Annotated in this window: 14 protein-coding genes; 13 read left to right on the top strand and 1 reads right to left on the bottom strand. The window is 60.6% G+C overall.

From position 1 onward, the window contains the following. Positions 1 to 75: 75 nt before the first annotated feature. Positions 76 to 2550, top strand: a complete 2475-nt coding sequence (locus tag BLU52_RS12245; RefSeq protein ID WP_090283484.1) for a UvrD-helicase domain-containing protein — start codon at positions 76 to 78, stop codon at positions 2548 to 2550. 50 nt (positions 2551 to 2600) lie between these two features. Here the strand turns inward: BLU52_RS12245 and BLU52_RS12240 are convergent, their stop codons facing one another. After that, positions 2601 to 2873, bottom strand: a complete 273-nt coding sequence (locus BLU52_RS12240; protein WP_090283482.1) for a DUF1652 domain-containing protein — start codon at positions 2871 to 2873, stop codon at positions 2601 to 2603. Between the two features lie 262 nt (positions 2874 to 3135). On the opposite strand from BLU52_RS12240, the gene BLU52_RS12235 reads away from it, so the two are divergent. From BLU52_RS12235 to BLU52_RS12180, 12 genes are all read left to right on the top strand, one after another. Beyond that, entirely contained in the window at positions 3136 to 3951 is an 816-nt protein-coding gene (locus BLU52_RS12235) for an AraC family transcriptional regulator (RefSeq protein WP_090283479.1), read from the top strand. A 52-nt stretch (positions 3952 to 4003) separates the two neighbouring features. Continuing rightward, the gene (locus BLU52_RS12230; protein ID WP_090283477.1) at positions 4004 to 5410 is read left to right on the top strand and encodes an NAD(P)/FAD-dependent oxidoreductase; all 1407 of its coding nucleotides are present in this window, start codon (positions 4004 to 4006) and stop codon (positions 5408 to 5410) included. A 30-nt stretch (positions 5411 to 5440) separates the two neighbouring features. Continuing rightward, positions 5441 to 5785, top strand: a complete 345-nt coding sequence (locus BLU52_RS12225) for a cupin domain-containing protein (protein WP_090283474.1) — start codon at positions 5441 to 5443, stop codon at positions 5783 to 5785. Between the two features lie 58 nt (positions 5786 to 5843). Beyond that, on the top strand, positions 5844 to 6929 hold the full coding sequence (locus BLU52_RS12220; protein ID WP_090283472.1) for a polyamine ABC transporter substrate-binding protein: 1086 nt from the start codon (positions 5844 to 5846) through the stop codon (positions 6927 to 6929). 930 nt (positions 6930 to 7859) lie between these two features. After that, positions 7860 to 9326: a serralysin family metalloprotease gene (locus tag BLU52_RS12215; protein ID WP_090283470.1), complete on the top strand. Its 1467-nt coding sequence runs from the start codon at positions 7860 to 7862 to the stop codon at positions 9324 to 9326. Positions 9327 to 9419: 93 nt separating this feature from the next. Then, positions 9420 to 9842 carry an AprI/Inh family metalloprotease inhibitor gene (locus BLU52_RS12210; RefSeq protein WP_157720695.1) on the top strand — a complete coding sequence of 141 codons (423 nt, stop codon included), beginning with the start codon at positions 9420 to 9422 and terminating at the stop codon, positions 9840 to 9842. Positions 9843 to 10052: 210 nt separating this feature from the next. Then, a complete protein-coding gene (locus BLU52_RS12205) occupies positions 10053 to 11828 on the top strand; it encodes a type I secretion system permease/ATPase (RefSeq protein ID WP_090283466.1) in 1776 nt (591 codons plus the stop codon). Then, positions 11825 to 13174 carry an HlyD family type I secretion periplasmic adaptor subunit gene (locus BLU52_RS12200; protein ID WP_090283464.1) on the top strand — a complete coding sequence of 450 codons (1350 nt, stop codon included), beginning with the start codon at positions 11825 to 11827 and terminating at the stop codon, positions 13172 to 13174. The genes BLU52_RS12205 and BLU52_RS12200 overlap by 4 nt, the downstream gene beginning before the upstream one ends. 2 nt (positions 13175 to 13176) lie before the next feature. Further along, positions 13177 to 14544 carry a TolC family outer membrane protein gene (locus tag BLU52_RS12195; protein ID WP_090283462.1) on the top strand — a complete coding sequence of 456 codons (1368 nt, stop codon included), beginning with the start codon at positions 13177 to 13179 and terminating at the stop codon, positions 14542 to 14544. Positions 14545 to 14760: 216 nt separating this feature from the next. Next, positions 14761 to 17712, top strand: coding sequence for an autotransporter serine peptidase EprS (gene eprS, locus BLU52_RS12190; protein WP_090283461.1), 2952 nt, complete (start codon positions 14761 to 14763; stop codon positions 17710 to 17712). A gap of 96 nt (positions 17713 to 17808) precedes the next feature. Then, positions 17809 to 20886, top strand: a complete 3078-nt coding sequence (locus BLU52_RS12185; RefSeq protein WP_090283459.1) for an autotransporter serine protease — start codon at positions 17809 to 17811, stop codon at positions 20884 to 20886. Positions 20887 to 20951: 65 nt separating this feature from the next. Then, entirely contained in the window at positions 20952 to 22640 is a 1689-nt protein-coding gene (locus BLU52_RS12180) for a polyurethane esterase (RefSeq protein ID WP_090283457.1), read from the top strand. The last annotated feature ends 98 nt before the right edge of the window (positions 22641 to 22738 follow it).

The raw sequence follows: 22738 nt of genomic DNA, 5'->3' as shown, positions 1-22738 counted from the left end.
TAAGCATTTCGCTAGAAACGCGCGGCGAATCCGGCCACCATAGCCGCCTCAGCCTCACACACTGGAGCCGTCTGCGTGGCGCAACACACCCCCGATCTCCCTCCCGAACTTCGTCCATTGGCCGAGATGCCCTGGTTCAAACGCCTGGCGGCGCGTTTTTTCGGCCATGGCTTGACCCGTTTGCGCGCGCAGCACCGTGCGTCCTGGTTGCACGGGCAGGCGGATGGCTTTCGCAGCGGGCACACCGCCGGTGTCGATTACGGCTTCAAACAAGGCAAGCTCGAAGGGCTGGAGGAAGGTCGGCAGGTCTTGCTGATTCGCGACAGCCGCAACACCGAGCACCGCCCGCCCAGCGTCGACAATCATTTGTTCGACGATTGGCGACTGCCGCTGACGGCCGACCTGAAAAAACGCATGAAAGCCGATGTCGTGCGCTTGTTGCCTGCCCACGTGCAGCCAAGCGCCGCGCAATGGAAGATGATCTTCAGCGAAACGCCGTCGACCTCGGTGGTCGCCGGAGCCGGCGCGGGTAAGTCGACCACGCTGGTGCTGCGTATCCTGCTGCTCAAGCACTATCTGGGTTTCGAGCTGGATTCAATGACTGTGGTGACCTTCACCCGCGAGTCACGCAAGGATTTCATCAACAAACTGATCGAAGTGTTCGCACTCTGGGATTTGGCAGTGAACCTGCGCCAGGCTCGCGAACTGGTGCGCACCTTTCATTCGCGCATTCTGCCGATGGTGCGCAGCTTGCCCGGTTTCGAGCGTTTGCAGGCTTTCGAGAACCTCAGTGACAGAGCGCAGGGCGCTGCCGAAGAGGTCGACAGCAACCCGTTTGACCTGCGCATCAATGACGCGCAGCGTCTGCAGCTCAATGCCTGCTATCACCGCTTGTTTAACGAAGACGAACGTTTCCGGCAGTTGATTCAGCCGTTGTCCCGCGCCGGTTTGCAGTTGAAGGAGCTGGAGCGCGATCACCCGGACGTACAAAAGCGTGTAGCGGTAACGGAGCTGGCCGCCCGACGTGATGAAGAACTCTGCGATGTGATCGAGGACCTTTGGTTTCGCGCCGGTGCGTGGCCGATCAAGGGCATCGAACCGAATCGGCAGACGTTCGAGATCAATGGTGCAAAATTCCATAGTCATGGCTACATCCCGAGTCTTGATGCCTGGGTAGTGCTGGGTTTCGATCACCGCGAGAACCCTCAGCTTTCCCGGCCCAACGCCAAGCTCAGCGTGCGTGCCGAATGGGCAGTAAAACGCACCCTATTTCAAGCTTTCTGTCGTAAGTCATTGATCTGGTTGGATAGTTACGAGTCGTCGAAGCGCATCCTGGCGACCTTGGCCGGGGATGCCAGCGCCGGGCCGGGCTTCGACTACAAGGTCAAGGGCGAGCTGGCTTCGGCGCCGTTGCTCGATTGTTTTGTCGGCGCGGCCGGGTTTATCGAGAACCTGGGGCTGGATGTACCCGACGCAGTCGGTCGCATGAGTTTCGCCAAAGACGACCCGGACCGGTTTTTCTTCGAGGCGCTGAGCTTGTTCTGGCGCGCCTTCGAAGATCATCTGCTCGATCAGAAACCACCGGTCATGACTTACAACCGGATGTTCGCCTTGTTCAGCGAGCATTCGCCGGAAAACCTCAAGCTGTTGAGCGATGAGCTGCTCCGGCCGCTGTCGCATCTGATGATTGACGAATTTCAGGACGTTTCGCCGCAGATCGTTTCCTGGATACGGGCAAGCCTCGCTGAAATCCGCAGCCGAGGTCCGGCCATGCACGTCGGGCGCGGGGCACAGCGCTCGTCGTTGCTGTGCGTTGGCGATGACTGGCAGTCGATCTATGGCTGGCGCGGCAGTTCGCCGAGTTACTTCATGGCGTTCGACAAGGAATTCCCGTCGCCGAGCACGACGCGGGTGATGCTCAGCGACAATTACCGCAGCCACCAACACATCATCGATGCCGCCGAACATATCGTTCGCGCGGCACCGGCCATCCCGGGCAAAAAGGCAAAGGCCAGCGGTACGCCCAAGCCATTGCAAGCGGTCAACGTTCTCGAGCGTGACGATCAGGCACTGGCTGAGCGGTTGTCCGAGCACTATCGCCAAGGCCATTCGATCTTGATGCTTTATCGAAAAAGCAGCGATAAGTCGTTGATAGCAGAGCATATTAAGCCAGTACTTAATGTAGATTCGAGCTTGCCGTATGAAGCTCGACGTCTGAAACAACTGACCTACCACAGCGCCAAAGGCCTGCAGGCCGATGCGGTGTTCCTGCTCGGTGATTGCCAACACCTGACCAGTTCGCCTTACAAGAATCAGGTTTACCGCATGGCCGGGCTGGGTAAAGCGGGCGACAGCGAGCCGTATGACAATGCCCAGAAAGACGAAATCCTGCGCCTGGCCTACGTTGGCATCACCCGTGCGGTCAGCCATTGCTACTGGTACGTTGAACCGCAGGACGCGCAAGCGGTGAACATGCCACGGGCGTCCGATCGGGTCGCCAGCAACAAGCCGTTCTTTGCTGATCAGCGCAAGGTCAGACAAACCACCTGAGCACAAAAAAGCCCGCACACTGCGGGCTTTTTTCTTTGTAGATCAACAGGCTAGGCGTAACTCCTGAAAGACTGTGGAGGAATGAAAGCTTCCAGCTCATCCTCCACAGCCTCGATGATTCGTTCCACGTCTGCCGCATTCATGACCGTCGCGCAGGGAATACCGGCGATGGCAATCATGGTTTCCCCACTGGCGCGATCGAACAGACGGGCGACCATGCTGCCTGGCGCGTCCATCGTTGCTTCGAAACCCATGGGATGAAAATGCCAGCGCATCAGCTGGCATGCATTGGGGAACGTGACTTTGCTAAACCCTTTATTCATGTGTTGCCCGCCTTCTTCATCGAGCGCTTCCTTTTGCTCATGTTAGGTGGGAAGAGCCTTCATTGGCTCAACCGGTGACAGTTATTAAAAGTAGCATCCAGTTGTGAAATTCTCGTGAGAATTTTCAGTCCATTTGGCGATTGCAGCGATTTTTTTGATGTGGATCACGTCGAGGCGAGAACTTGCCAAATGGCCATCACTGATTTCTCGTTGCCGCCAATGCCGATCTTGGGCAAGCTCGGTTCTTTTTTTCGAGCCTTCTATGCACGCCGATGATGACGGCCCCGAACAGACCCAGGCCACGGCTGGCACGGTCATGCGCTATCACTTGAGCTGGAAACACCGCGATCTGGACAGCGTGATGGCGCTGTATCATCCGGACATCCAGTACAACGATTTCTTTCAGAATCGCGTGCTCGGCCTTGATGAGTTGCGCGAATACGTGCGCGTCAGCATGCCGCGAGAATCCGACGAACTGCTTGAGCATTGCGACCGCATTCGCGTCGATGGCAATACCGCGTTCATTCAATACGAAGTGACGTTGCGCGGTGGCGACGGCTTGGTGTCGTTTCGCTCGAGCGAGGCGATCACCGTCAAGGACGGGCTGATCTGGCGGGTCAATGAATATGCCTCGCTGGTGCGTACGCAAGCAGATGGCACATCCTCGTCAAGCCAGCGCCCGGCAGAGAGTCGCCTGGGACTGTCGCCGCGCCAGTTGAGTTTTATGGCCGAAGACCTGCAGCAGTATTTCGGAAAGCAGCAGCCGTATCTCGATCCCGAACTCGATTTGCAGCGAGTGGCGAAGGAGTGTGGCTACAGTCGCAACCAGATTTCCTACCTGCTGAATCAAGTGCTCGGGCAAAGCTTTTACCGCTATGTCAATCAGGCGCGCCTGCAGCATTTGCTGCGTTCGCTCGACAGCGCGGTGCCGCCGTTGCGCGTCGATGAGCTGGCGTTTGCCGCCGGTTTCAATTCGTTATCGGCGTTTTATAGCTGTTTCCGCCAGCACACCGGCCAGTCGCCCAAAGCCTACGTCAAACAAATTTCTTTGCGGGCACGCGCGCAAGACACTGGCTAAGGACTGCCACTAGGATCGACGCCATCGAAGGTTTCAAGTGGCGGAGTCTGGCATGCCGGCGTGGCGCACGATCAGTTTGTGGATGGACCAGCTCGACGAGTCGCTGACCGCGCGACCTGAGCTGGAGCGGGACCTGGACGTCGATGTGGCGATTATCGGCGCCGGTTACACCGGGCTGTGGACGGCCTATTACCTGAAAAAACACGCACCGGGCCTCGACATTGCGATTGTCGAAGCGCAAACCGCCGGTTTCGGCGCGTCCGGGCGCAATGGCGGCTGGCTGATGGGCAACCTGCTAGGCGAGGATCGCTTGCTCGCCGGATTGTCGCCGCAGCAGCGCTGGGCGTCATTCGATCTGCTGCACAGCATTCCCGATGAGGTAGAGGTCGTCCTCGAACAGGAAAGTATCGACTGTGATTATCGCAAGGGCGGGGTGCTTTACTGCGCGGCGCGTTATCCGGAGCAGGAAGCGACCCTGCGCGACTATCTGGCGAAACTGCACGCCCAAGGCCTGACCGACGACGATTACCGCTGGCTCAGCCCGGAACAACTGGCGCAACAGATCCGCATCGCCAAGCCATACGGCGGCATTTACGCGCCTCATGTAGCGACCATTCACCCGGCGAAACTGGTGCGGGGGCTGGCGCGTACCGTGCAGAACATGGGTGTGAAGATCTACGAAAACAGCCCGGTCACGCAATGGCAGTCCGGCAGTTTGCGCACGGCCAAGGCCAGTGTGCGCAGCCGCTGGATCGTGCCGGCAGTCGAGGGCTATTCGGTAACGCTGCCACCGCTGGGCCGTTATCAGTTGCCGGTGCAAAGCCTGATCGTCGCCACCGAGCCGCTGTCGCAGGCGACCTGGGACGAAATCGGCCTCAATCGCGGTCAGGCCTTCAGCGAATTCAGTCGCCAGGTCACCTATGGCCAGCGCAGCGCCGACAATCGTTTGACCTTCGGCGCACGCGGCGGCTACCAGTTCGCCGGCAAGCTGCGCCACAACTTTGATCTGAGCCGTGATGAAGTCGAACTGCGGCGTTATCTGTTCGGCGAACTGTTTCCGCAGCTGAAAAACGTGCAGATCACCCACGCCTGGGGCGGCAATCTCGGCATGTCGCGACATTTCAAGCCGCACATGCTGTGTGACCGCGCCAACGGTATTGCGCTGTCCGGCGGTTATGGCGGGGAGGGCGTCGGTGCCAGCAATCTCGGCGGCCGAACCCTGGCCGATCTGATTCTTGAACGCGACAGCGAGCTGGTCCATCAGCCTTGGGTGCTGGCGGACGGCGGCATTCACGCCTTGCGCGCGTGGGAGCCGGAACCATGCCGCTGGCTCGGTTACAACGCGATCATCAAAAGCTTCGTCCACGAGGACCAGACCCTGGCGAATCCGGTGACCGCACCGTGGCGACGCAAACTCGCCAGCCGCGTCGCCGGTTTTATGGAAGGTTTCATGCATTGAACGTCGTCATTTCCAAAAACAGGTAAGCCCATGAGCATCACCCAGTTCAAGAATACCGCCACGTTACAACTCGACGAATCCAGCCCGGTGGCCGTGCCCCTCGGCGAGCCGGTCGCGATCGCCTCGACCACCAGCGTCGAGCGCGACGAAGGCGTCGAAACCGGGGTCTGGGAATGCACGCCCGGGCGCTGGCGCCGGCAGATCACCGCGCAGGAGTTCTGCCATTTCATTTCCGGACGTTGCACCTTCACCCCCGATGACGGTGGAGAAACTCTGCACATACAAGGTGGCGACGCACTGATGTTGCCAGCCAACACGCTCGGTATCTGGGACATCCAGGAAACCGTGCGCAAGAGCTACGTGCTGATTTTCTGATTATTTGATCCTTTGATTGCCTGCCAACAAGAAAGACAACCCACACAGGAATCGATCCATGATCCGCAAGACCCTCGCTCTGGCACCGCTGATGCTCGCCGTTTCCCTTGCTCAGGCCGCAGAAACGGTCAAGGTTTACAACTGGTCCGACTACATCGCGCCGGACACCACCAAAAATTTTGAAAAAGCCACGGGCATCGGCGTGACGTACGACGTCTACGACAGCAACGAAACCCTGGACGGCAAGTTGATGACGGGTAAGTCCGGTTACGACGTGGTGTTTCCGTCCAACCATTTCATGGCCCGGCAGATTCAGGGCGGGGCGCTGAAGAAACTCGACAAGAGCCAGTTGCCGAACTGGAAGAATCTCAATCCGGTGCTGCTCAAGGCGTTGCAGACCAATGACCCGAACAACGAGCACGGTTTTCCGTATCTGTGGGGCAGCACGGGCATTGGCTACAACATCGCCAAGGTCAAAGCGGTATTGGGCGACAACGCGCCGGTGGATTCCTGGGACCTGATTTTCAAACCCGAGAACATGGAAAAACTGCAGAAGTGTGGGGTGGCGATTCTCGACAATGGCCCGGAATTGCTGCCGGCGGCGCTCAATTATCTGGGCCTGCCGCACCACAGCAAGAATCCCGAGGACTATAAAAAAGCCGAAGCGCTGTTGATGAAAGTGCGGCCGTACGTGAGTTATTTCCATTCGTCGAAATACACCAGTGATCTGGCCAATGGCGATATTTGCGTGGCGGTGGGGTTTTCCGGGGACATTTTGCAGGCGGAGAACCGGGCGAAAGAGGCTAAGAACGGCGTCGAGATTGGTTATGCGATTCCCAGGGAGGGCGCGGCGATCTGGTTTGACATGGTGGCCATGCCGGCTGATGCACCGGATGAGAAGGCCGGGTATGCGTTCATGAACTATCTGTTGCGGCCTGAGGTGATGGCGGGGATCAGTAATTATGTGCATTACGCCAATGGCAATGCGCAGGCGGATGGGTTGATTGATCCGGCGATCCGCAACGATACCAAGGTTTATCCGAGTCCGGAGATGATGGGCAAGCTGTTTGCGCTGGAGGCGATGCCGTTGAATATTGACCGGGTGCGGACGCGGGTTTGGAACAAGATTCGTACGGGGAGCTGATTGTTTTTGGGCTTTGGACTTGGCGGCCTCTGGGCCGACCAGGTTCTTGGGGTTTTGGCTGAATATCCGTTTCTTTGGGTGTTGCGGCTGGCGGTTCCGCTCTTACAGCGGGTCACTTTTGCAGACGCCCAAAAGTAACCAAAACGCTGGGCCCCTGCGTTCGGCCCTCGCAGGCTCGGGTCCCTTCGCTCCGGGACCGATCCGGGCGCAGCGGCTACGGTTTGCTTCGCTGCACCTCCTTCCGCTGTGTCTGGCTGCGCCAGACGGTCGCTGCGCTCCCACGCCCGGATCGGTCCCTCCACTCAGCCTTCCGATGGGGCCGGTTAGGCAAGATCAAGGGCACTCGAGCTGGCGCTCATTGTAAGGAGTGGTTAGAAGCGGGGCGTTTGGCTCTGGATTTGTGGTGTGGCTGCCCCTCACCCCCAGCCTTCTCCCCCTGGAGAGGGAGCCGATTTTGATTGGTTTCAATATCCGCATTCGACTCGGTATTTCTAGTCGGCGTATCTCTCGCATCCACCACGGTCAGTCCCCTCTCCCTCTGGGAGAGGGCTAGGGTGAGGGGCTTTTCGGGGGGTGACGCCGCTTTAAAGGTAAGCACCGCCAATATCTTTGATATCAATCCAATATCGCCACACTGGAAAAGTGCGACGCACCTAACAAAATACAACTTACCGATATTTAATATTTAAATAGAAAATCGTCAGACGATTCCCATTCCCTGCGCAACTTCAAACAATCTTCAACCGTCTTGTGCCATGTTTTCGGCCATTTACCCGGAACACTCTTTTTCGAACTAAAAAAATCCTTTACGCAACATTTCGAATTGTGTCAGGTTTCTTACGCCTTCATTGGGCGAGTGATAGGACGATCTCGCCGGGATCGTCGCTATCGGACAAAAACTGTTCCATTGCTTAACAAGGAAGTGTGTTTATGTCGAAAGTCAAAACCAATGCTATTGATTCCGCCGAGCAGGCTTTGTTGCTGTCTGCGGCGCCGCAGTCGCTGGCCGCTGCCAGTTCGGCGTATAACCAGATCAATAGCTTCAGCCATCAATATGACCGTGGCGGTAATCTCACGGTCAATGGCAAACCCTCGTACACCGTCGATCAGGCGGCGACCCAGTTGCTGCGCGATGGCGCTGCCTATCAGGACAAGGATGGGAGCGGCAAGATCGAGCTGACCTATACGTTCCTGACCTCGGCGTCGTTCAGCACGATGAACAAGCACGGGATCAGTGGGTTCAGCCAGTTCAGTGCGCAGCAGCAGGCTCAGGCCAAGCTGGCCATGCAGTCCTGGGCCGATGTCGCCAACGTGACCTTCACCGAGAAAGCCTCGGGCGGGGACGGGCACATGACCTTTGGCAATTACAGCGGTGGTCAGGATGGCGCTGCGGCGTTTGCCTATTTGCCGGGGACCGGTGCCGGTTATGACGGTACGTCGTGGTACTTGATCAACCGTGGTTACACGCAGAACAAGAACCCGGATCTGAACAACTACGGCCGTCAGACCCTGACCCACGAGATCGGTCATACCCTCGGTCTTGCGCACCCCGGTGACTACAATGCCGGCAATGGCAACCCGACCTACAACGATGCGACCTACGGGCAAGACACCCGCGGCTACAGCATCATGAGCTACTGGAGTGAAAGCAACACCGACCAGAACTTCAGCAAGGGCGGGGTGGAAGCGTATGCCTCCGGGCCGCTGATGGACGATATCGCTGCCATCCAGAAGCTCTACGGCGCCAACATGAACACCCGTACCGGTGACAGCACTTACGGTTTCAACTCCAACACCGGGCGCGATTTCCTCAGTGCTTCGTCGTCCAGCGACAAAGTGGTGTTCTCGGTCTGGGACGCGGGCGGCAGGGACACCCTGGATTTCTCCGGTTTCACCCAGAACCAGAAAATCAACCTCAATGACGCCTCGTTCTCCGATGTCGGTGGCATGGTCGGCAACGTGTCGATTGCCAAAGGCGCGATCATCGAAAATGCCATTGGCGGTGCCGGCAGTGATCTGTTGATCGGCAACAGCGTGGCCAACGAGCTGAAGGGCGGTGCCGGTAACGACATCCTCTTCGGCGCGGGCGGTGCCGACAAGCTGTGGGGCGGTTCAGGTTCGGACACGTTTGTGTTTGCGGCCAGCTCCGATTCCAAGCCGGGGGCGGTCGATCAGATCCTCGATTTCGTCAGCGGTCTGGACAAGATCGACCTGACCGGCATCACCAACGGCGCAGGCCTGCACTTCGTCAACACCTTCACGGGTGCAGCCGGCGATGCGGTACTGACCTCGTCGGGCGGCAACAGCCTGTTGTCGGTGGACTTCTCCGGGCACGGCGTGGCTGATTTCATCGTCAGCACCGTTGGCCAGGCAGCCACCAGCGACATCGTGGCGTGATGTAAAAGGACAAAGCGGCGCGTCATGCGCCGCTTTCTCCGCTTGCATCGTGCTGGACGGTAAGCAAGGCTACACGCCGGAGCGATTATTCCCATGATCGGTAAAGCTTTTACCTACAAGGCAGGGGCGTGGCTAACGGCGGCGTTCATCATGGTTTCAGGAGAAACGAGCATGGCAAGCAGCCTCAGACTGGAAGATCCGGCGGCATTTGCCGGCCACTGGCAAGCGACATTGTCTGCGACAAGCGATGATCGCCAGGCGCAAAAGCAACAGGACAAGCCTTCGAACACCTGTGGTGTCGAATTGCGCGCGAATCAGACGTTGGGTGAAGGCGCCGACTGTCTCGGCGCGTGGTTGGAACAACCGCCAATCGGCTGGTTTGCCGACCCTGACGGCCTGTCGATCACGGGCAACGAGGGCTCAAGAATCCAGTTCTTCAGCCGACAACGTGATGGGCTTTATCTGAGTACTTTGAAGTCGGGCCTGATCATTACCCTTGAGCGCACAGCGCGTTGACCGGCAACGATCAAGTCAGAGACGAAGTTTGAATATAAAGTGCTGCATCGGCGTTATAAGTCACCCTCAACTGGCAACTGCACCGTAGTTCAAGGCGCTAGTTGTTATGAAAGTGTAAGCGCCAGGCAAAAAGGCAAGTTCCGCCGGTGTGCGGATTATCAACTCGAATTTCGCCAATGAATGGCGAGAGATAGTTTTCAGGAATAATCAATGAAGATGGCGAAGGCCCCAGCCACCGCTCCCTTGTTCAAGGCTTTGGCTGACTATAAAAGCATTCTGATCAGTGTCGGTTGCTTTACGGCGCTGATTAACGTGCTGATGCTGGTGCCCTCCATCTACATGCTGCAGGTCTATGACCGGGTGCTGTCGTCGCAGAACGAAACGACCCTGGCGATGCTGACGCTGATGGTGGTGGGTTTCTTCGCCTTTATCGGCCTGCTGGAAGTGGTGCGCAGCTTTATCGTCATCCGTATCGGCAGTCAGTTGGAACGCCGTTTCAACCTGCGGGTGTATCAAGCCGCGTTCGAACGCAACCTGTTCAAGGGCGAGGGCAATGCCGGGCAATCGCTGGGCGACCTGACCCATATTCGCCAATTCGTCACCGGCCCGGCGTTGTTCGCGTTTTTTGATGCGCCGTGGTTCCCGGTCTATCTGTTCGTGATTTACCTGTTCAACGTCTGGCTCGGCGTGCTCGCCACGGCCGGCGCGCTGTTGCTCATCGCGCTCGCATGCCTGAACGAGTACATGACCAAAAAGCCGCTGGGCGAAGCCGCTGGTTTTTCGCAGAAGTCCAGCCAGTTGGCCACCAGCCATTTGCACAACGCCGAAACCATTCAGGCGATGGGCATGCTCGGTTCGCTGCGCAAGCGCTGGTTCCAGGTGCATTCGCGCTTCCTCGGTTTGCAGAACCAGGCCAGCGACACCGGCGCAGTGATCAGTTCGCTGAGCAAAACCTTGCGCCTGTGCCTGCAATCGCTGGTGCTGGGCCTCGGCGCCTTGCTGGTGATCAAGGGCGACATGACCGCCGGCATGATGATCGCAGGTTCCATCCTGATGGGCCGCGTGCTCAGCCCGATCGACCAGTTGATTGCGGTGTGGAAACAGTGGAGCGGGGCGAAGCTGGCTTACCGCCGTCTCGACGCGCTGCTGCAAGCGTTCCCGCCCAGTGATGACGCCATGGCATTGCCGGCGCCGAAAGGCCAGATCACCTTCGAACAGGTCAGCGCCGGCCCGCCGGGGCAGCGTGCCGCGACCTTGCACATGGTCAATTTCAATCTCGCCGCGGGCGAAGTGCTCGGCGTGCTCGGGGCTTCCGGCTCGGGTAAATCGACGTTGGCGCGGGTACTGGTCGGCGTGTGGCCGACGCTGGGCGGCACCGTGCGCCTGGACGGCGCGGATATTCATCGCTGGAATCGCGACCAACTCGGCCCGTACATCGGTTATCTGCCGCAGGACATCGAACTGTTCAGCGGCAGCATCGCCGACAACATTGCGCGTTTCAGCCAGGCCGACCCGCAGCAAGTGGTGGCGGCCGCACAGCAGGCCGGCGTCCACGAGATGATCCTGCGGTTGCCGCAAGGCTACGACACGCAACTGGGCGAGGACGGCAGTGGCTTGTCCGGCGGCCAGAAACAGCGCGTTGCCCTGGCCCGTGCAATGTACGGCACGCCGACGCTGGTGGTGCTCGATGAACCCAATTCCAACCTCGACACCGTCGGCGAAGCGGCGCTGGCCAGTGCGATTGCCGCGCTCAAGGCGCAGGGCACCACGGTGGTGCTGGTGACGCATCGTTCTTCGGTATTGGCCCAGGCTGACAAGTTGCTGGTGCTCAACGAGGGTCGTCTGCAAGCCTTCGGCCCAAGCCAGGACGTGCTTAAAGCACTCTCCGGCAACCCTGAACAACAACGCGAAAAAGCCGCGCAGGCACCGGGCGGGCTCAGCATGAGCCGACAGTATCAGCCCTCGACGAGGAATTCGGGTGTATGAGCAGCGCAAGCATGAACACTGAAAACGAAGCGAACATGGAACATGCCTACCTGAGCGAACGCCCGGAGCGTGACGCGAAATTCTTCGCGCGCATGGGCTGGATTCTGGCGATTGTCGGCGCCGGCAGTTTCTTTACCTGGGCCGCACTGGCGCCGCTCGATCAAGGCATTCCGGTGCAGGGCACCGTTGTGGTCTCGGGCAAACGCAAAGCCGTGCAGTCGATGAGCAGCGGCGTGGTCAGCCGGATTCTGGTGCGCGAAGGCGAAATCGTGAAACAAGGCCAGCCGCTGTTCCGTCTCGACCAGACCCAGGTCGCCGCCGACGTGCAGTCGCTGCAAGCGCAATACCGCATGGCCTGGGCCAGCCTCGCACGCTGGCAGGCCGAACGTGACAACCTCAAGCAAGTGACTTTTCCGGCAGAATTGAGCAGCGACCCGGACCCGCGCCTGGCGCTGGTGCTGGAAGGCCAGCGGCAACTGTTCAGCAGCCGCCGCGAGGCGTTCTACCGCGAGCAGGCCGGGCTGCGTGCGAGCATCGAAGGCGCCACCGCGCAACTGGCGGGCATGCGTCGCGCCCGCACCGACCTGAACGCCCAGGCCGATTCGCTGCAACAGCAGTTGAACAATTTGCAGCCACTGGCTGACAACGGCTACATCCCGCGCAACCGTTTGATGGAATATCAGCGGCAACTGTCGCAAGTGCAGCAGCAACTGGCCGAGAACACTGGCGAGAGCGGTCGGGTCGAGCAGGGCATCCTCGAAACGCGCCTGAAGCTGCAACAGCACAGCGAGGAATACCAGAAGGAAGTGCGCACGCAACTGGCCGACGCGCAACTGAAAAGCGTGACCCTGTCGGAGCAACTGACCTCGGCCGGTTTCGACCTGCAACACAGCGAGATTGTCGCCACTGCCGACGGCGTCGCAGTCAACCTCGGCGTGCATACCGAAGGCGCCGTGGTGCGCCAGGGCGAAACCTTGCTGGAGATCGTGCCGCAGGGTACCTCGCTGGAAGTCGAAGGCCACTTGCCGATCAGCCTGATCGACAAGGTCGGCACGCATTTGCCGGTGGACATTCTGTTTACCGCGTTCAACCAGAGCAAAACCCCGCGCGTACCGGGCGAAGTCAGCCTGATTTCCGCCGACCAGATGGTCGACGAAAAAACCGGCGTGCCGTACTACGTGCTGCGCAGCAGCGTCAGCGATCAGGCTATGGAAAAGCTCAACGGCCTGGTGATCAAACCCGGCATGCCAGCAGAAATGTTCGTGCGCACCGGTGAACGTTCACTCCTCAATTACCTGTTCAAACCGCTGCTCGATCGAGCCGGTTCCGCGTTGACCGAGGAATAAGGATGTTCGGCTGTATGACCAAGTTTTCCATGCTGGCGGCGCTGACATTGCTCGCGAGCCAATCGGCAGTAGCGGCCATGGGGCCGTTCGAGATCTACGAACAGGCGTTGCGCAATGACCCGGTGTTCCTCGGCGCGATCAAGGAACGCGATGCGGGCCTGGAAAACCGCGCCATCGGCCGCGCCGGGCTGTTGCCGCGCATCGGTTACACCTACAACAAGGGCCGTAACTCGTCGAAAGCCACGTCTCTGGACGAACGCGCGCTCAATAACACCGACGAGCGCAACTACAGCAGTTACGGCTCGGCACTGACCCTGCAACAACCGCTGCTCGATTACGAGGCGTATGCGGCCTATCGCAAAGGTGTGGCGCAGTCGTTGTTTGCCGACGAAGCCTTCCGTGGCAAGAGCCAGGAGTTGCTGGTGCGTGTGCTCGACAACTACACCAAGGCGCTGTTTGCCCAGGACCAGATCGACATCGCGCTGGCGAAGAAGAAGGCCTACGAGCAGCAGTTCCAGCAGAACGAACACATGTTCAAGCAGGGCGAGGGCACCCGCACCGACATCCTCGAAGCCGAGTCGCGCTACGAACTGGCGACGGCCGAGGAAATCGAGGCGCGCAACGAGCAGGACGCCGCGCTGCGTGAACTGGGCGCACTGGTCGGCACGCCGGCGGTGGACATCGGTGATCTGGCGCCGCTCAACCAGAACTTCCAGACCTTTGCTCTGCAACCGGCCAACTACGACACCTGGCATGAACTGGCGGTGAGCAACAACCCCAACCTCGCGTCGCAACGCCAGGCCGTGGAAGTCGCGCGTTACGAAGTGGAGCGCAACCGCGCCGGGCACCTGCCGAAAGTCAGCGCCTACGCCTCGATGCGCCAGAACGAATCGGAAAGCGGCAACACCTACAACCAGCGTTACGAAACCAACACCATTGGTTTTGAAGTCAGCGTGCCGCTGTATGCCGGCGGCGGCGTATCCGCCTCGACCCGCCAGGCCAGCCGCACGATGGAGCAGGCCGAATACGAACTCGACGGCAAGACCCGCGAGACGCTGATCGAACTGCGCCGCCAGTTCAGCGCTTGCCTGTCCGGGGTGAGTAAATTGCGCGCTTATCAGAAAGCCCTGAGTTCGGCCGAAGCGCTGGTGGTGTCGACCAAGCAAAGCATTCTCGGCGGCGAACGGACCAACCTCGACGCGTTGAACGCCGAGCAACAACTGTTCACCACCCGCCGCGATCTGGCGCAGGCGCGGTATGACTACTTGATGGCCTGGACCAGGTTGCATTTTTACGCCGGGACCTTGAACGAGCAGGATCTGGCGCGGGTGGACGAGGCATTTGTGGTCGCTGGGCAGCCCTCACCCTAACCCTCTCCCAAGGGGAGAGGGGACCGATTGGGGGATGCTGAATAAATTTGCCGACCTGACGGTTCGATAGTGAATTCACTAAAGAAGCTGAGTTGGACTCGGTTCGAAACTCAACGAAGATCGGCTCCCTCTCCTTGGGGAGAGGGCTGGGGTGAGGGGAAGCAGGCGACACCGTAGAAAAGCCTGCCACAAAAACAATAAAAGCGAGAACAGAACATGGACGTACGCATCAAGCCGGTTTCGGTCGGCACCCTGCTGTTTGCAATCTCGACAACGGCGGCCCACGCCGCCTATCTCGAAGCCGGCAAACCCGGCGATCCAGCCAGTTGGCGCAGCGCCGAATTCGTTCGCGATTGGGGCCTGAGTCGCATGCAAGCCGAGTACGCCTACGCCGCCGGCATCACCGGCCAAGGCGTGAAAATCGGCGCCCTCGATTCCGGTTTCGATGCCGCCCACCCCGAGTTCAGCCGCGACCGCTACCACCCGGTGCTGGCCAGCGGTACTTACCTCGACGGCTCAGCGTTCAACGTCGACGGCACGCTCAACCCCAACAACGATTCCCACGGCACCCACGTAGTCGGCACCCTGGGCGCCGCGCGTGATGGCAGCGGCATGCACGGCGTGGCGTTCAACGCGCAGATCTACGTCGGCAACACCAACAAGAACGACAGTTTCCTGTTCGGCCCGAGCCCCGACCCACGCTATTTCAAAGCGGTGTATGGCGCGTTGGCCGATGCCGGCGTGCGCGCGATCAACAACAGTTGGGGCAGTCAGCCGCCGGATGTCAGCTATCGAACGCTGGCCGACCTGCACGCCGCTTATGCCCAGCACTGGAACAAAGGCACTTGGCTCGATGCGGCGGCGGACGTGTCTCGCCGGGGTGTGATCAACGTGTTCAGCGCCGGCAACAGCGGCTACCCGAACGCCAGCGTGCGCTCTGCGTTGCCGTACTTTCAGCCGGATCTGGAAGGCCACTGGCTGGCGGTGTCGGGGCTGGATCAGGGCAATCAGCAAAAGTACAACCAGTGCGGCATCGCCAAATACTGGTGCATCACCACCCCCGGCGCGAAGATCGACAGCACCATTCCTGGCGGAGGTTACGCAATCAAGTCCGGCACCTCGATGGCAGCGCCGCACGCCACTGCTGCGCTGGCGCTGGTGATGGAACGCTATCCGTACATGAACAATCAGCAGGCGCTGCAAGTGCTGTTGACCACCGCGACGCAACTGGATGGTTCGGTCACCGATGCGCCAAGCGAGCGGGTCGGTTGGGGGGTGGCCAATCTGAACCGGGCGATGCGCGGGCCGGGGCAGTTGCTCGGCGCGTTCGACGCCAATCTTGAGGCAGGGCAGAGCGATGTCTGGAGCAATGACATTTCCGACAAAGCGCTGATCCAGCGCCAGCGCGAAGACCTCGCCGAACACAGCGCCTGGCAGCAGACCCTGCAAGACAAGGGCTGGCAGAACGGCGTTCCAGTCGGTGCCAGTCAGCAGGATCAAACCGATTACGCGGTCGGCACGGCGCGCGATGCGGCGGCAGCGGGGCGCGTATACGAGGGCAGCCTGATTAAATCCGGCGCCGGGCATCTGCTGCTCAGTGGCGACAACACTTATCGCGGGCCGACCACGGTCAACGGCGGACTGCTGACGGTCAATGGCTCGCTGACTTCAGCGGTCACGGTCAACGACAGCGGCACCCTCGGCGGCTCCGGACGCATCGCTGCGCTGTCGGTGAAGAACGGCGGGCGAGTCGCGCCGGGCAACTCCATTGGCACCTTGAACGTCGCCGGTGATGTGACGCTGGGCGCAGGCTCGACTTATGCCGTGGAGCTCACGCCGACCCGCAGTGATCGCATCGTCGCCGGCGGCACCGCGACTGTCAGTGGCGCCACCGTCAGCCTTTCGCTGGAAAACAGCCCGACGCTGCTCAGCACTGCCCAAGCGCAAAGCCTGCTCGGCCGCGAGTACAACATTCTCCAAGCAGCCGGCGGCATTCAGGGCCAATTCGGCGCAGTGCTGCCCAATTACCTGTTCATCGGCGGCAGCCTCGATTACGCGGGTAATGGCATTCAACTGAACATCGAGCGCAACGCGACGGCGTTTGCCAGCGTCGGCCAGACCCCGAACCAACGCTCGGTGGCCGCGGCCGTCGAAGGGCTGGGCGCCGGTAACGCGGTGTTTGAAAGCCTGCTGCGTGCGCCCGACGCGCCAACTGCGCAACAAGCGTTCCAGCAGTTGAGCGGCGAAATCTACCCGGCGCTCGGCACGATGCTGATCAATGACAGCCGCCAGATTCGCGACACGGTGGGCGAGCGCCTGCGCGACAGCAGTGCCGGGCAAAGCAACGGCTGGATCAAAGCCCTCGGCGCGTGGGGCTCGACCGATTCGAGCCACGACACGGCCGGCTACAACACCTCGATTGGTGGCCTGTTGGCCGGTGTCGACGGCGCACTGGACGAGCAGACCCGCATCGGTCTGGTCACCGGTTACAGCGACAGTTCGCTGAGCATGGGGGCGGGCACGCACTCGTCGGCCAAGGTCGACAGCTATCACCTCGGTGCCTACGCCGGGCACGAAATCGGCGCCTGGCGCTTGAGCAGTGGCGCGGCCTACAGCTGGCATCGCGCCGATGTGCAGCGTGATCTGCACTACGGCGAAGTCAGCGGCAAGCAGAAAGCCAAGGTCGACGCGGTGACCACACAAGTATTCGGCGAGGCGGCTTATCGAGTCGACCTGCAACCACTGGCGCTGGAGCCTTTCGCCAATCTGACGTACGTGCATCTGGACACTGAGGGGTTCACCGAGAAGGGTGACGCTGCCGCCCTGAAAAGCTCCGGCGATCAGCGCCACGCGGTGCTCAGCACCCTCGGTGTGCGGGCGCGCAAGACTTTCAATATCTCGAGCGGGCAAGCGCTGGACGTCAGCGGCAGCCTCGGCTGGCAGCACAGCCTCAGCGACATCGATTCAGAACAACACCTGCGCTTTGCCAGCGGCGGCACGCCGTACGCGGTAGAAAGTTCAGCGCTGGTACGCGACGCCGCGCTGGTCGGCGTGCAGGCCAGCCTGGCGTTGCGCAAGGACGTACGGGTCAACCTCGATTACCACGGACAACTGGCCAGTCGCGAAAAGCTGCACGGCGTCGGCCTGAGCCTGAACTGGCAGTTCTGAACCCTGGTCGTTTGATCGTTCCCACGCGGGAGCGTGGGAACGATCACGTGCGGACTGAGACGGATTTTTCGCAACAACACTAAGGAAGGTCGCTGGATGAACAACAACAATACCCCCGCGCAAACGGGTGGCCGCTTTGCCCTGAAAACCCTGACGCTCGCCGTGCTCTGCGCCCTCGGCACAGCCCACGCTGCGCCTTACGTGGAAAACGGCCGCTCGGGCGATCCGTCGAGCTGGCGCAGTAGCGAATTCCAGGCCGACTGGGGCCTGGGCGCGATCGGTGCCGATTACGCCTACGCCGCCGGTTACACCGGTAAAGGCGTGAAACTGGGGATCTTCGACCAGCCGGTGTATGCCGCGCACCCGGAATTCTCCGGCAGCAACAAAGTCGTCACCCTGGTCACCAGTGGGATCCGCGAATACACCGACCCGTACATCCCGGTCAAAGCCGGCGATGCGTTCCTTTATGACGGTTCGCCCACGGTCGGTTCCAACGGCAAACTCGGCGCTCATGGCACCCACGTCGGCGGCATTGCCGCCGGCAGCCGTGACGGTGGCGTCATGCACGGCGTGGCGTTCGGCGCGCAGATCATCAGCGCCGACAACGGCGATCCCGGCCCGGAAGACGGCATCGTGCGCGGCAACGACGGCGCGGTGTACAAGGCCGGTTGGGATGCGCTGATCGCCAGCGGCGCGCGGATCATCAACAACAGCTGGGGCATTGGTATCACCGACCGCTTCGATCTGGGTGGCCGCGATCCGGCCTATCCGCACTTCACCGTCAACGACGCGCAGTTGCAGTTCAACGAGATCCGCACGCTGCTCGGGACCAAACCCGGCGGCGCCTATGACGGCGCCATCGCCGCGGCGCGCAGCGGCATCGTCACCATTTTTGCCGCAGGCAACGACTACAACCTCAACAACCCCGATGCGATCGCGGGCCTCGGCTATTTCGTCCCGGACATCGCGCCGAACTGGATCACCGTCGCCGCCCTGCAAAAGAACCCGGATCTGGCCAGCAGCAACCCGTACATCATGAGTACGTTTTCTTCGCGCTGCGGCTACACCGCGAGCTTCTGCGTGGCCGCGCCGGGCACAAAAATCTACAGCTCGATCATCGAAGGCACCAGCCTCGACAACCTCACTACCAGTTATGCCAACTACAACGGCACCTCGATGGCGGCGCCGCATGTGGCCGGTTCGGTGGCGGTGCTGATGGAACGCTTTCCGTACATGACCGGCGATCAGGTCGCCACGGTCTTGCGCACCACCGCGACCGATCTCGGCGCACCGGGCATCGACGCCTTGTACGGCTGGGGCATGATCAACCTGCGCAAAGGCATCGATGGCCCATCGATGTTCGTTACCGAGCAGGACATTCCCGCCGAATTCCGCATCGACGGCGCCTACGGTTCCGGCCAGTTTGTTGCCGATCTGCCGGGCATTGGCGCGATCATCGACAAGGGCAAACCGACCGAGCGCGTGTGCACGGACATTACCTGCGGCCTCGATACCTGGCGTAACGATATTTCCGGTCACGGCGGCCTGACCAAACAGGGCATCGGCACCCTGGTGCTCACCGGCAACAACACCTACAGCGGCCCGACACTGGTCAATCAGGGACGGCTGGCCATCAACGGTTCGCTGCAATCGGCCGTCACCGTGAACGACGGCGGCGTCCTCGGCGGCAATGGCCGTATCGGCGCGCTGGCCGTCAACAGCGGCGGTACGGTGGCGCCGGGCAACTCGATCGGCACGCTGAATGTTGCCGGCGACGTCAACTTCGCGCCGAGCTCGACCTACGCCGTCGAGCTGTCGCCGACCAGCAGCGACCAGATCGTTGCCGGCGGCAAAGCCGTCATCGAAGGCGCCACCGTGAGCATGTCGCTGGAAAACAGCCCGACCTTGCTGTCCACCAGTGAAGTGCAAAGTCTGCTCGGTACGCGCTACAACATCCTGCAAGCGGCCGGCGGCATTGAAGGACGCTTCGGCCAGGTGTTGCCGGATTACGCCTTCCTTGGCGGCACGTTGGCGTATTCGGCGGACGGCATTCAACTGGCGGTGGGGCGCAACGACGCCTCGTTCGCCAGCGTCGGCCTGACGCCGAATCAGCGCGCGGTCGGTGCAGCGGCTGAGCGTCTGGGCGCCGGCAATGCCTTGTTCGAAACACTGCTGCTGTCGCCAAACGCGGCCTCAGCGCAACAAGCGTTCCAGCAACTCTCCGGCGAGATCCATCCGGCCATCGGTACCTTGCTGATCAACGACAGCCGTTACCTGCGTGAAGCCGTGGGCGAGCGTCTGCGAGAGCGCGATCTGTTCAATGCTGATGCGCCGACTGACGATCGCAGCAATGCCTGGGTCAAGGTGCTCGGGTCGTGGGGTAAAAGCGATGGCGGCCACGAGAATGCCGATTCCACCAGTTCCATCGGTGGCTTGCTTGCCGGTGTCGACGGCTTGATCGCTGAAGATACTCGCCTGGGTTTCGTCACCGGTTATAGCGACAGCTCGTTGAGCATGGGCAGCGGCACGCATTCATCGGCGTCGGTCGACAGCTACCACTTGGGTGCGTATCTGGGGCATGAAATCGATGCGCTGCGCCTGACCGTCGGCGGCGCCTACAGCTGGCACCGCATTGATGCCAAACGTGATCTGCAATTTGCCGGTGTCAGCGGCCAGCAGAAAACCAAGCGCGATGCGACCACGGCGCAGTTGTTCACCGAAGCTGCTTACGACCTCGGCCTGCAACCGATGAATCTGGAGCCGTTCGCCAATCTGTCCTACGTCCACCTCAACACCGACAGCTTCACCGAAAAGGGTGACGCGGCGGCGCTCAAGGGCGGTGAGGACAACCGCGACGTGGTGCTGTCGACCCTCGGCGTGCGCGCCAAGCGCAGCTTCGCCTTGTCCGATCAGCATCAGCTGGAGCTGGGCGCGAGCCTCGGCTGGCAGCACAACCTGAGCAGTGTCGACGCCGACAGCCACCTGGCGTTCGCCAACGGCAACAGCGCCTTCACCGTGCAGAGCGTGTCGATGGATCGCGACGCCGCGGTGGTCGGCGTGCGCGCCGGTCTCGCCCTCAACCGTGACGTGCGGGTCAATCTGGATTACAACGGTCTGGTCGGCTCGAACGAAAAAAACCACGGTCTGGGGCTGACGCTGGATTGGCAGTTCTAACGACAGTTCCTGGTGTATCGGCAGTGCTCAAGGGCACTGCCGTTTTGAAGGATGAGAGGACCGACATGGGATTGTTCGATTACAGAAATACCGATGGCAAAGCGTTGTACAGCGACGCCATCGCACTGACGCTGTATGCCTACACGCCGACCGGCAAACCGTTACCGGCCACCGCCTGGGCGCCCGTCGCAGCGACGGCGCTGGGTTATCAGGGCAAGGTCGGCGCACAGGGCACGTTCTTCGGTGAGCAGGACGGCTACACCAGCGCCGAGGCCGAAGTGCTCGGCAAGTACGATGCCGCCGGCAAGCTGATCGGTATCGGCATCGCCTTTCGTGGCACCGGCGGGCTCGGTTACAGCGACACCTACGGCGACATGAAAAACAACCTGCTGGCCGCTTTCGGTCCATCGGATTACGCGAGCAACTACGCGAAAAATGCCTTCGATAATCTGCTCAAGGCTGTTGCCGCATTTGCCATCGCCAACGGCATCGCCGCCAAGGACGTGTTGATCAGCGGCCACAGCCTTGGCGGGCTCGGGGTCAACAGCGTCGCAGAGCTGAGCGCCAGCCACTGGGGCGGGTTCTTCAAGGATGCCAACTACATTGCGTTTGCCTCGCCGACCCAGAGCAGCACCGGCAGCCATGTACTGAACATGGGTTATGAAAATGACCCGGTGTTTCGCGTACTCGATGGCACGACGTTCAGCAGCGGTTCGCTCGGCAAACACGACGGCGCGCACGATTCGACCACCGACAACATCGTCAACTTCACCGACAACTACGCGTCCACCGCGCAGAACCTGGTGCCGTTCAGCATCGTCAATCCGCTGAACTGGTCGGCCCACAGTTCGCTGGGCTATGCCGATGGCTTGAACCGGGTAATCGACTCGCAGTTCTACGCGCTGACTCATAAGGACTCGACGATCATCGTCTCCAATCTGGAAGAGGCTTCGCGCGGCAAAACCTGGGTTGAAGACCTCGGCCGCAGCGGCGAGCCGCATGTGGGCAGCACGTTGATCATCGGCACGCACAGCAGCGACTGGCTCAAGGGCGGCAGCGGTAACGACTTTCTGGAAGGCCTGGGCGGTGACGACCGTTTCCGCGATGACGGCGGTTTCAATATTCTGCTCGGCGGTCAGGGGCACAACACCTTCGAACTGCAAAAGCCGCTGCAGAACTTCAGCTTCGCCAACGATGGCGACGGCACCTTGTACGTGCGCGACGCTTACGGCGGCATCAGCCTGACCCGCGACATCGGCGCGCTGGTCAGTAAAGAGGCGGGTTCGTGGTGGGGTAGCAAGGAGATCACCTGGGGCGTCACCGCCAAGGGCTTGAGCAATGGCAGCGAGCTGACTCAGTACAACCACTCCCTCAGCGGCGATGGCTATGGCAATGCGTTGCACGCCAGTGCTGACGGTGACTGGCTGTTCGGCCTCGGTGGTGATGACAGCTTGATCAGCGACAAGGACCAAGTGACCTTTGTCGGCGGCGCCGGTAATGACGTGATGACGGCGATGGGCGGTAACAACACCTTCCTGTTCAGCGGCGCCTTCGGGTTCGATGCAATCAATGGATATCAGGGCAGCGACAAACTGGTGTTCATGGGCGTCGAAGGCGCGGGGCAGGGCTACGACTACAAACAGCACGCCTCGCAGTCCGGTGGCGATACCGTGCTGAAGATTGGCGACTACGCCGTAACCCTGATCGGGGTCGGAGTGGCTAATCTGTCGGACTCGGCGTTCGTTTTCGCCTAGTAACCCCTGTAGGCCTTCGCCTGCTCGCGATGGCGGTGTGTCAGTCATAAAAAGGTGGCTGACCCTCCGCTATCGCGAGCAGGCGAAGGCCTACAGAC

The organism is Pseudomonas granadensis (genome assembly GCF_900105485.1).
GTDB lineage: Bacteria > Pseudomonadota > Gammaproteobacteria > Pseudomonadales > Pseudomonadaceae > Aquipseudomonas > Aquipseudomonas granadensis.
The sequence above is the reverse complement of the archived record's forward strand: the minus strand, read 5'-3'. Positions and strand labels throughout refer to the sequence as shown.

Bases quoted from the DNA above. Each gene is read 5' to 3' on its own strand.
- BLU52_RS12240 (WP_090283482.1), bottom strand. From the start codon at position 2,873: ATGAATAAAGGGTTTAGCAAAGTCACGTTCCCCAATGCATGCCAGCTG.
- BLU52_RS12180 (WP_090283457.1), top strand. From the start codon at position 20,952: ATGGGATTGTTCGATTACAGAAATACCGATGGCAAAGCGTTGTACAGC.
- BLU52_RS12210 (WP_157720695.1), top strand. From the start codon at position 9,420: ATGATCGGTAAAGCTTTTACCTACAAGGCAGGGGCGTGGCTAACGGCG.
- BLU52_RS12205 (WP_090283466.1), top strand. From the start codon at position 10,053: ATGAAGATGGCGAAGGCCCCAGCCACCGCTCCCTTGTTCAAGGCTTTG.
- BLU52_RS12235 (WP_090283479.1), top strand. From the start codon at position 3,136: ATGCACGCCGATGATGACGGCCCCGAACAGACCCAGGCCACGGCTGGC.
- BLU52_RS12215 (WP_090283470.1), top strand. From the start codon at position 7,860: ATGTCGAAAGTCAAAACCAATGCTATTGATTCCGCCGAGCAGGCTTTG.
- BLU52_RS12230 (WP_090283477.1), top strand. From the start codon at position 4,004: ATGCCGGCGTGGCGCACGATCAGTTTGTGGATGGACCAGCTCGACGAG.
- BLU52_RS12225 (WP_090283474.1), top strand. From the start codon at position 5,441: ATGAGCATCACCCAGTTCAAGAATACCGCCACGTTACAACTCGACGAA.
- BLU52_RS12200 (WP_090283464.1), top strand. From the start codon at position 11,825: ATGAGCAGCGCAAGCATGAACACTGAAAACGAAGCGAACATGGAACAT.
- BLU52_RS12220 (WP_090283472.1), top strand. From the start codon at position 5,844: ATGATCCGCAAGACCCTCGCTCTGGCACCGCTGATGCTCGCCGTTTCC.
- eprS (WP_090283461.1), top strand. From the start codon at position 14,761: ATGGACGTACGCATCAAGCCGGTTTCGGTCGGCACCCTGCTGTTTGCA.
- BLU52_RS12195 (WP_090283462.1), top strand. From the start codon at position 13,177: ATGTTCGGCTGTATGACCAAGTTTTCCATGCTGGCGGCGCTGACATTG.
- BLU52_RS12185 (WP_090283459.1), top strand. From the start codon at position 17,809: ATGAACAACAACAATACCCCCGCGCAAACGGGTGGCCGCTTTGCCCTG.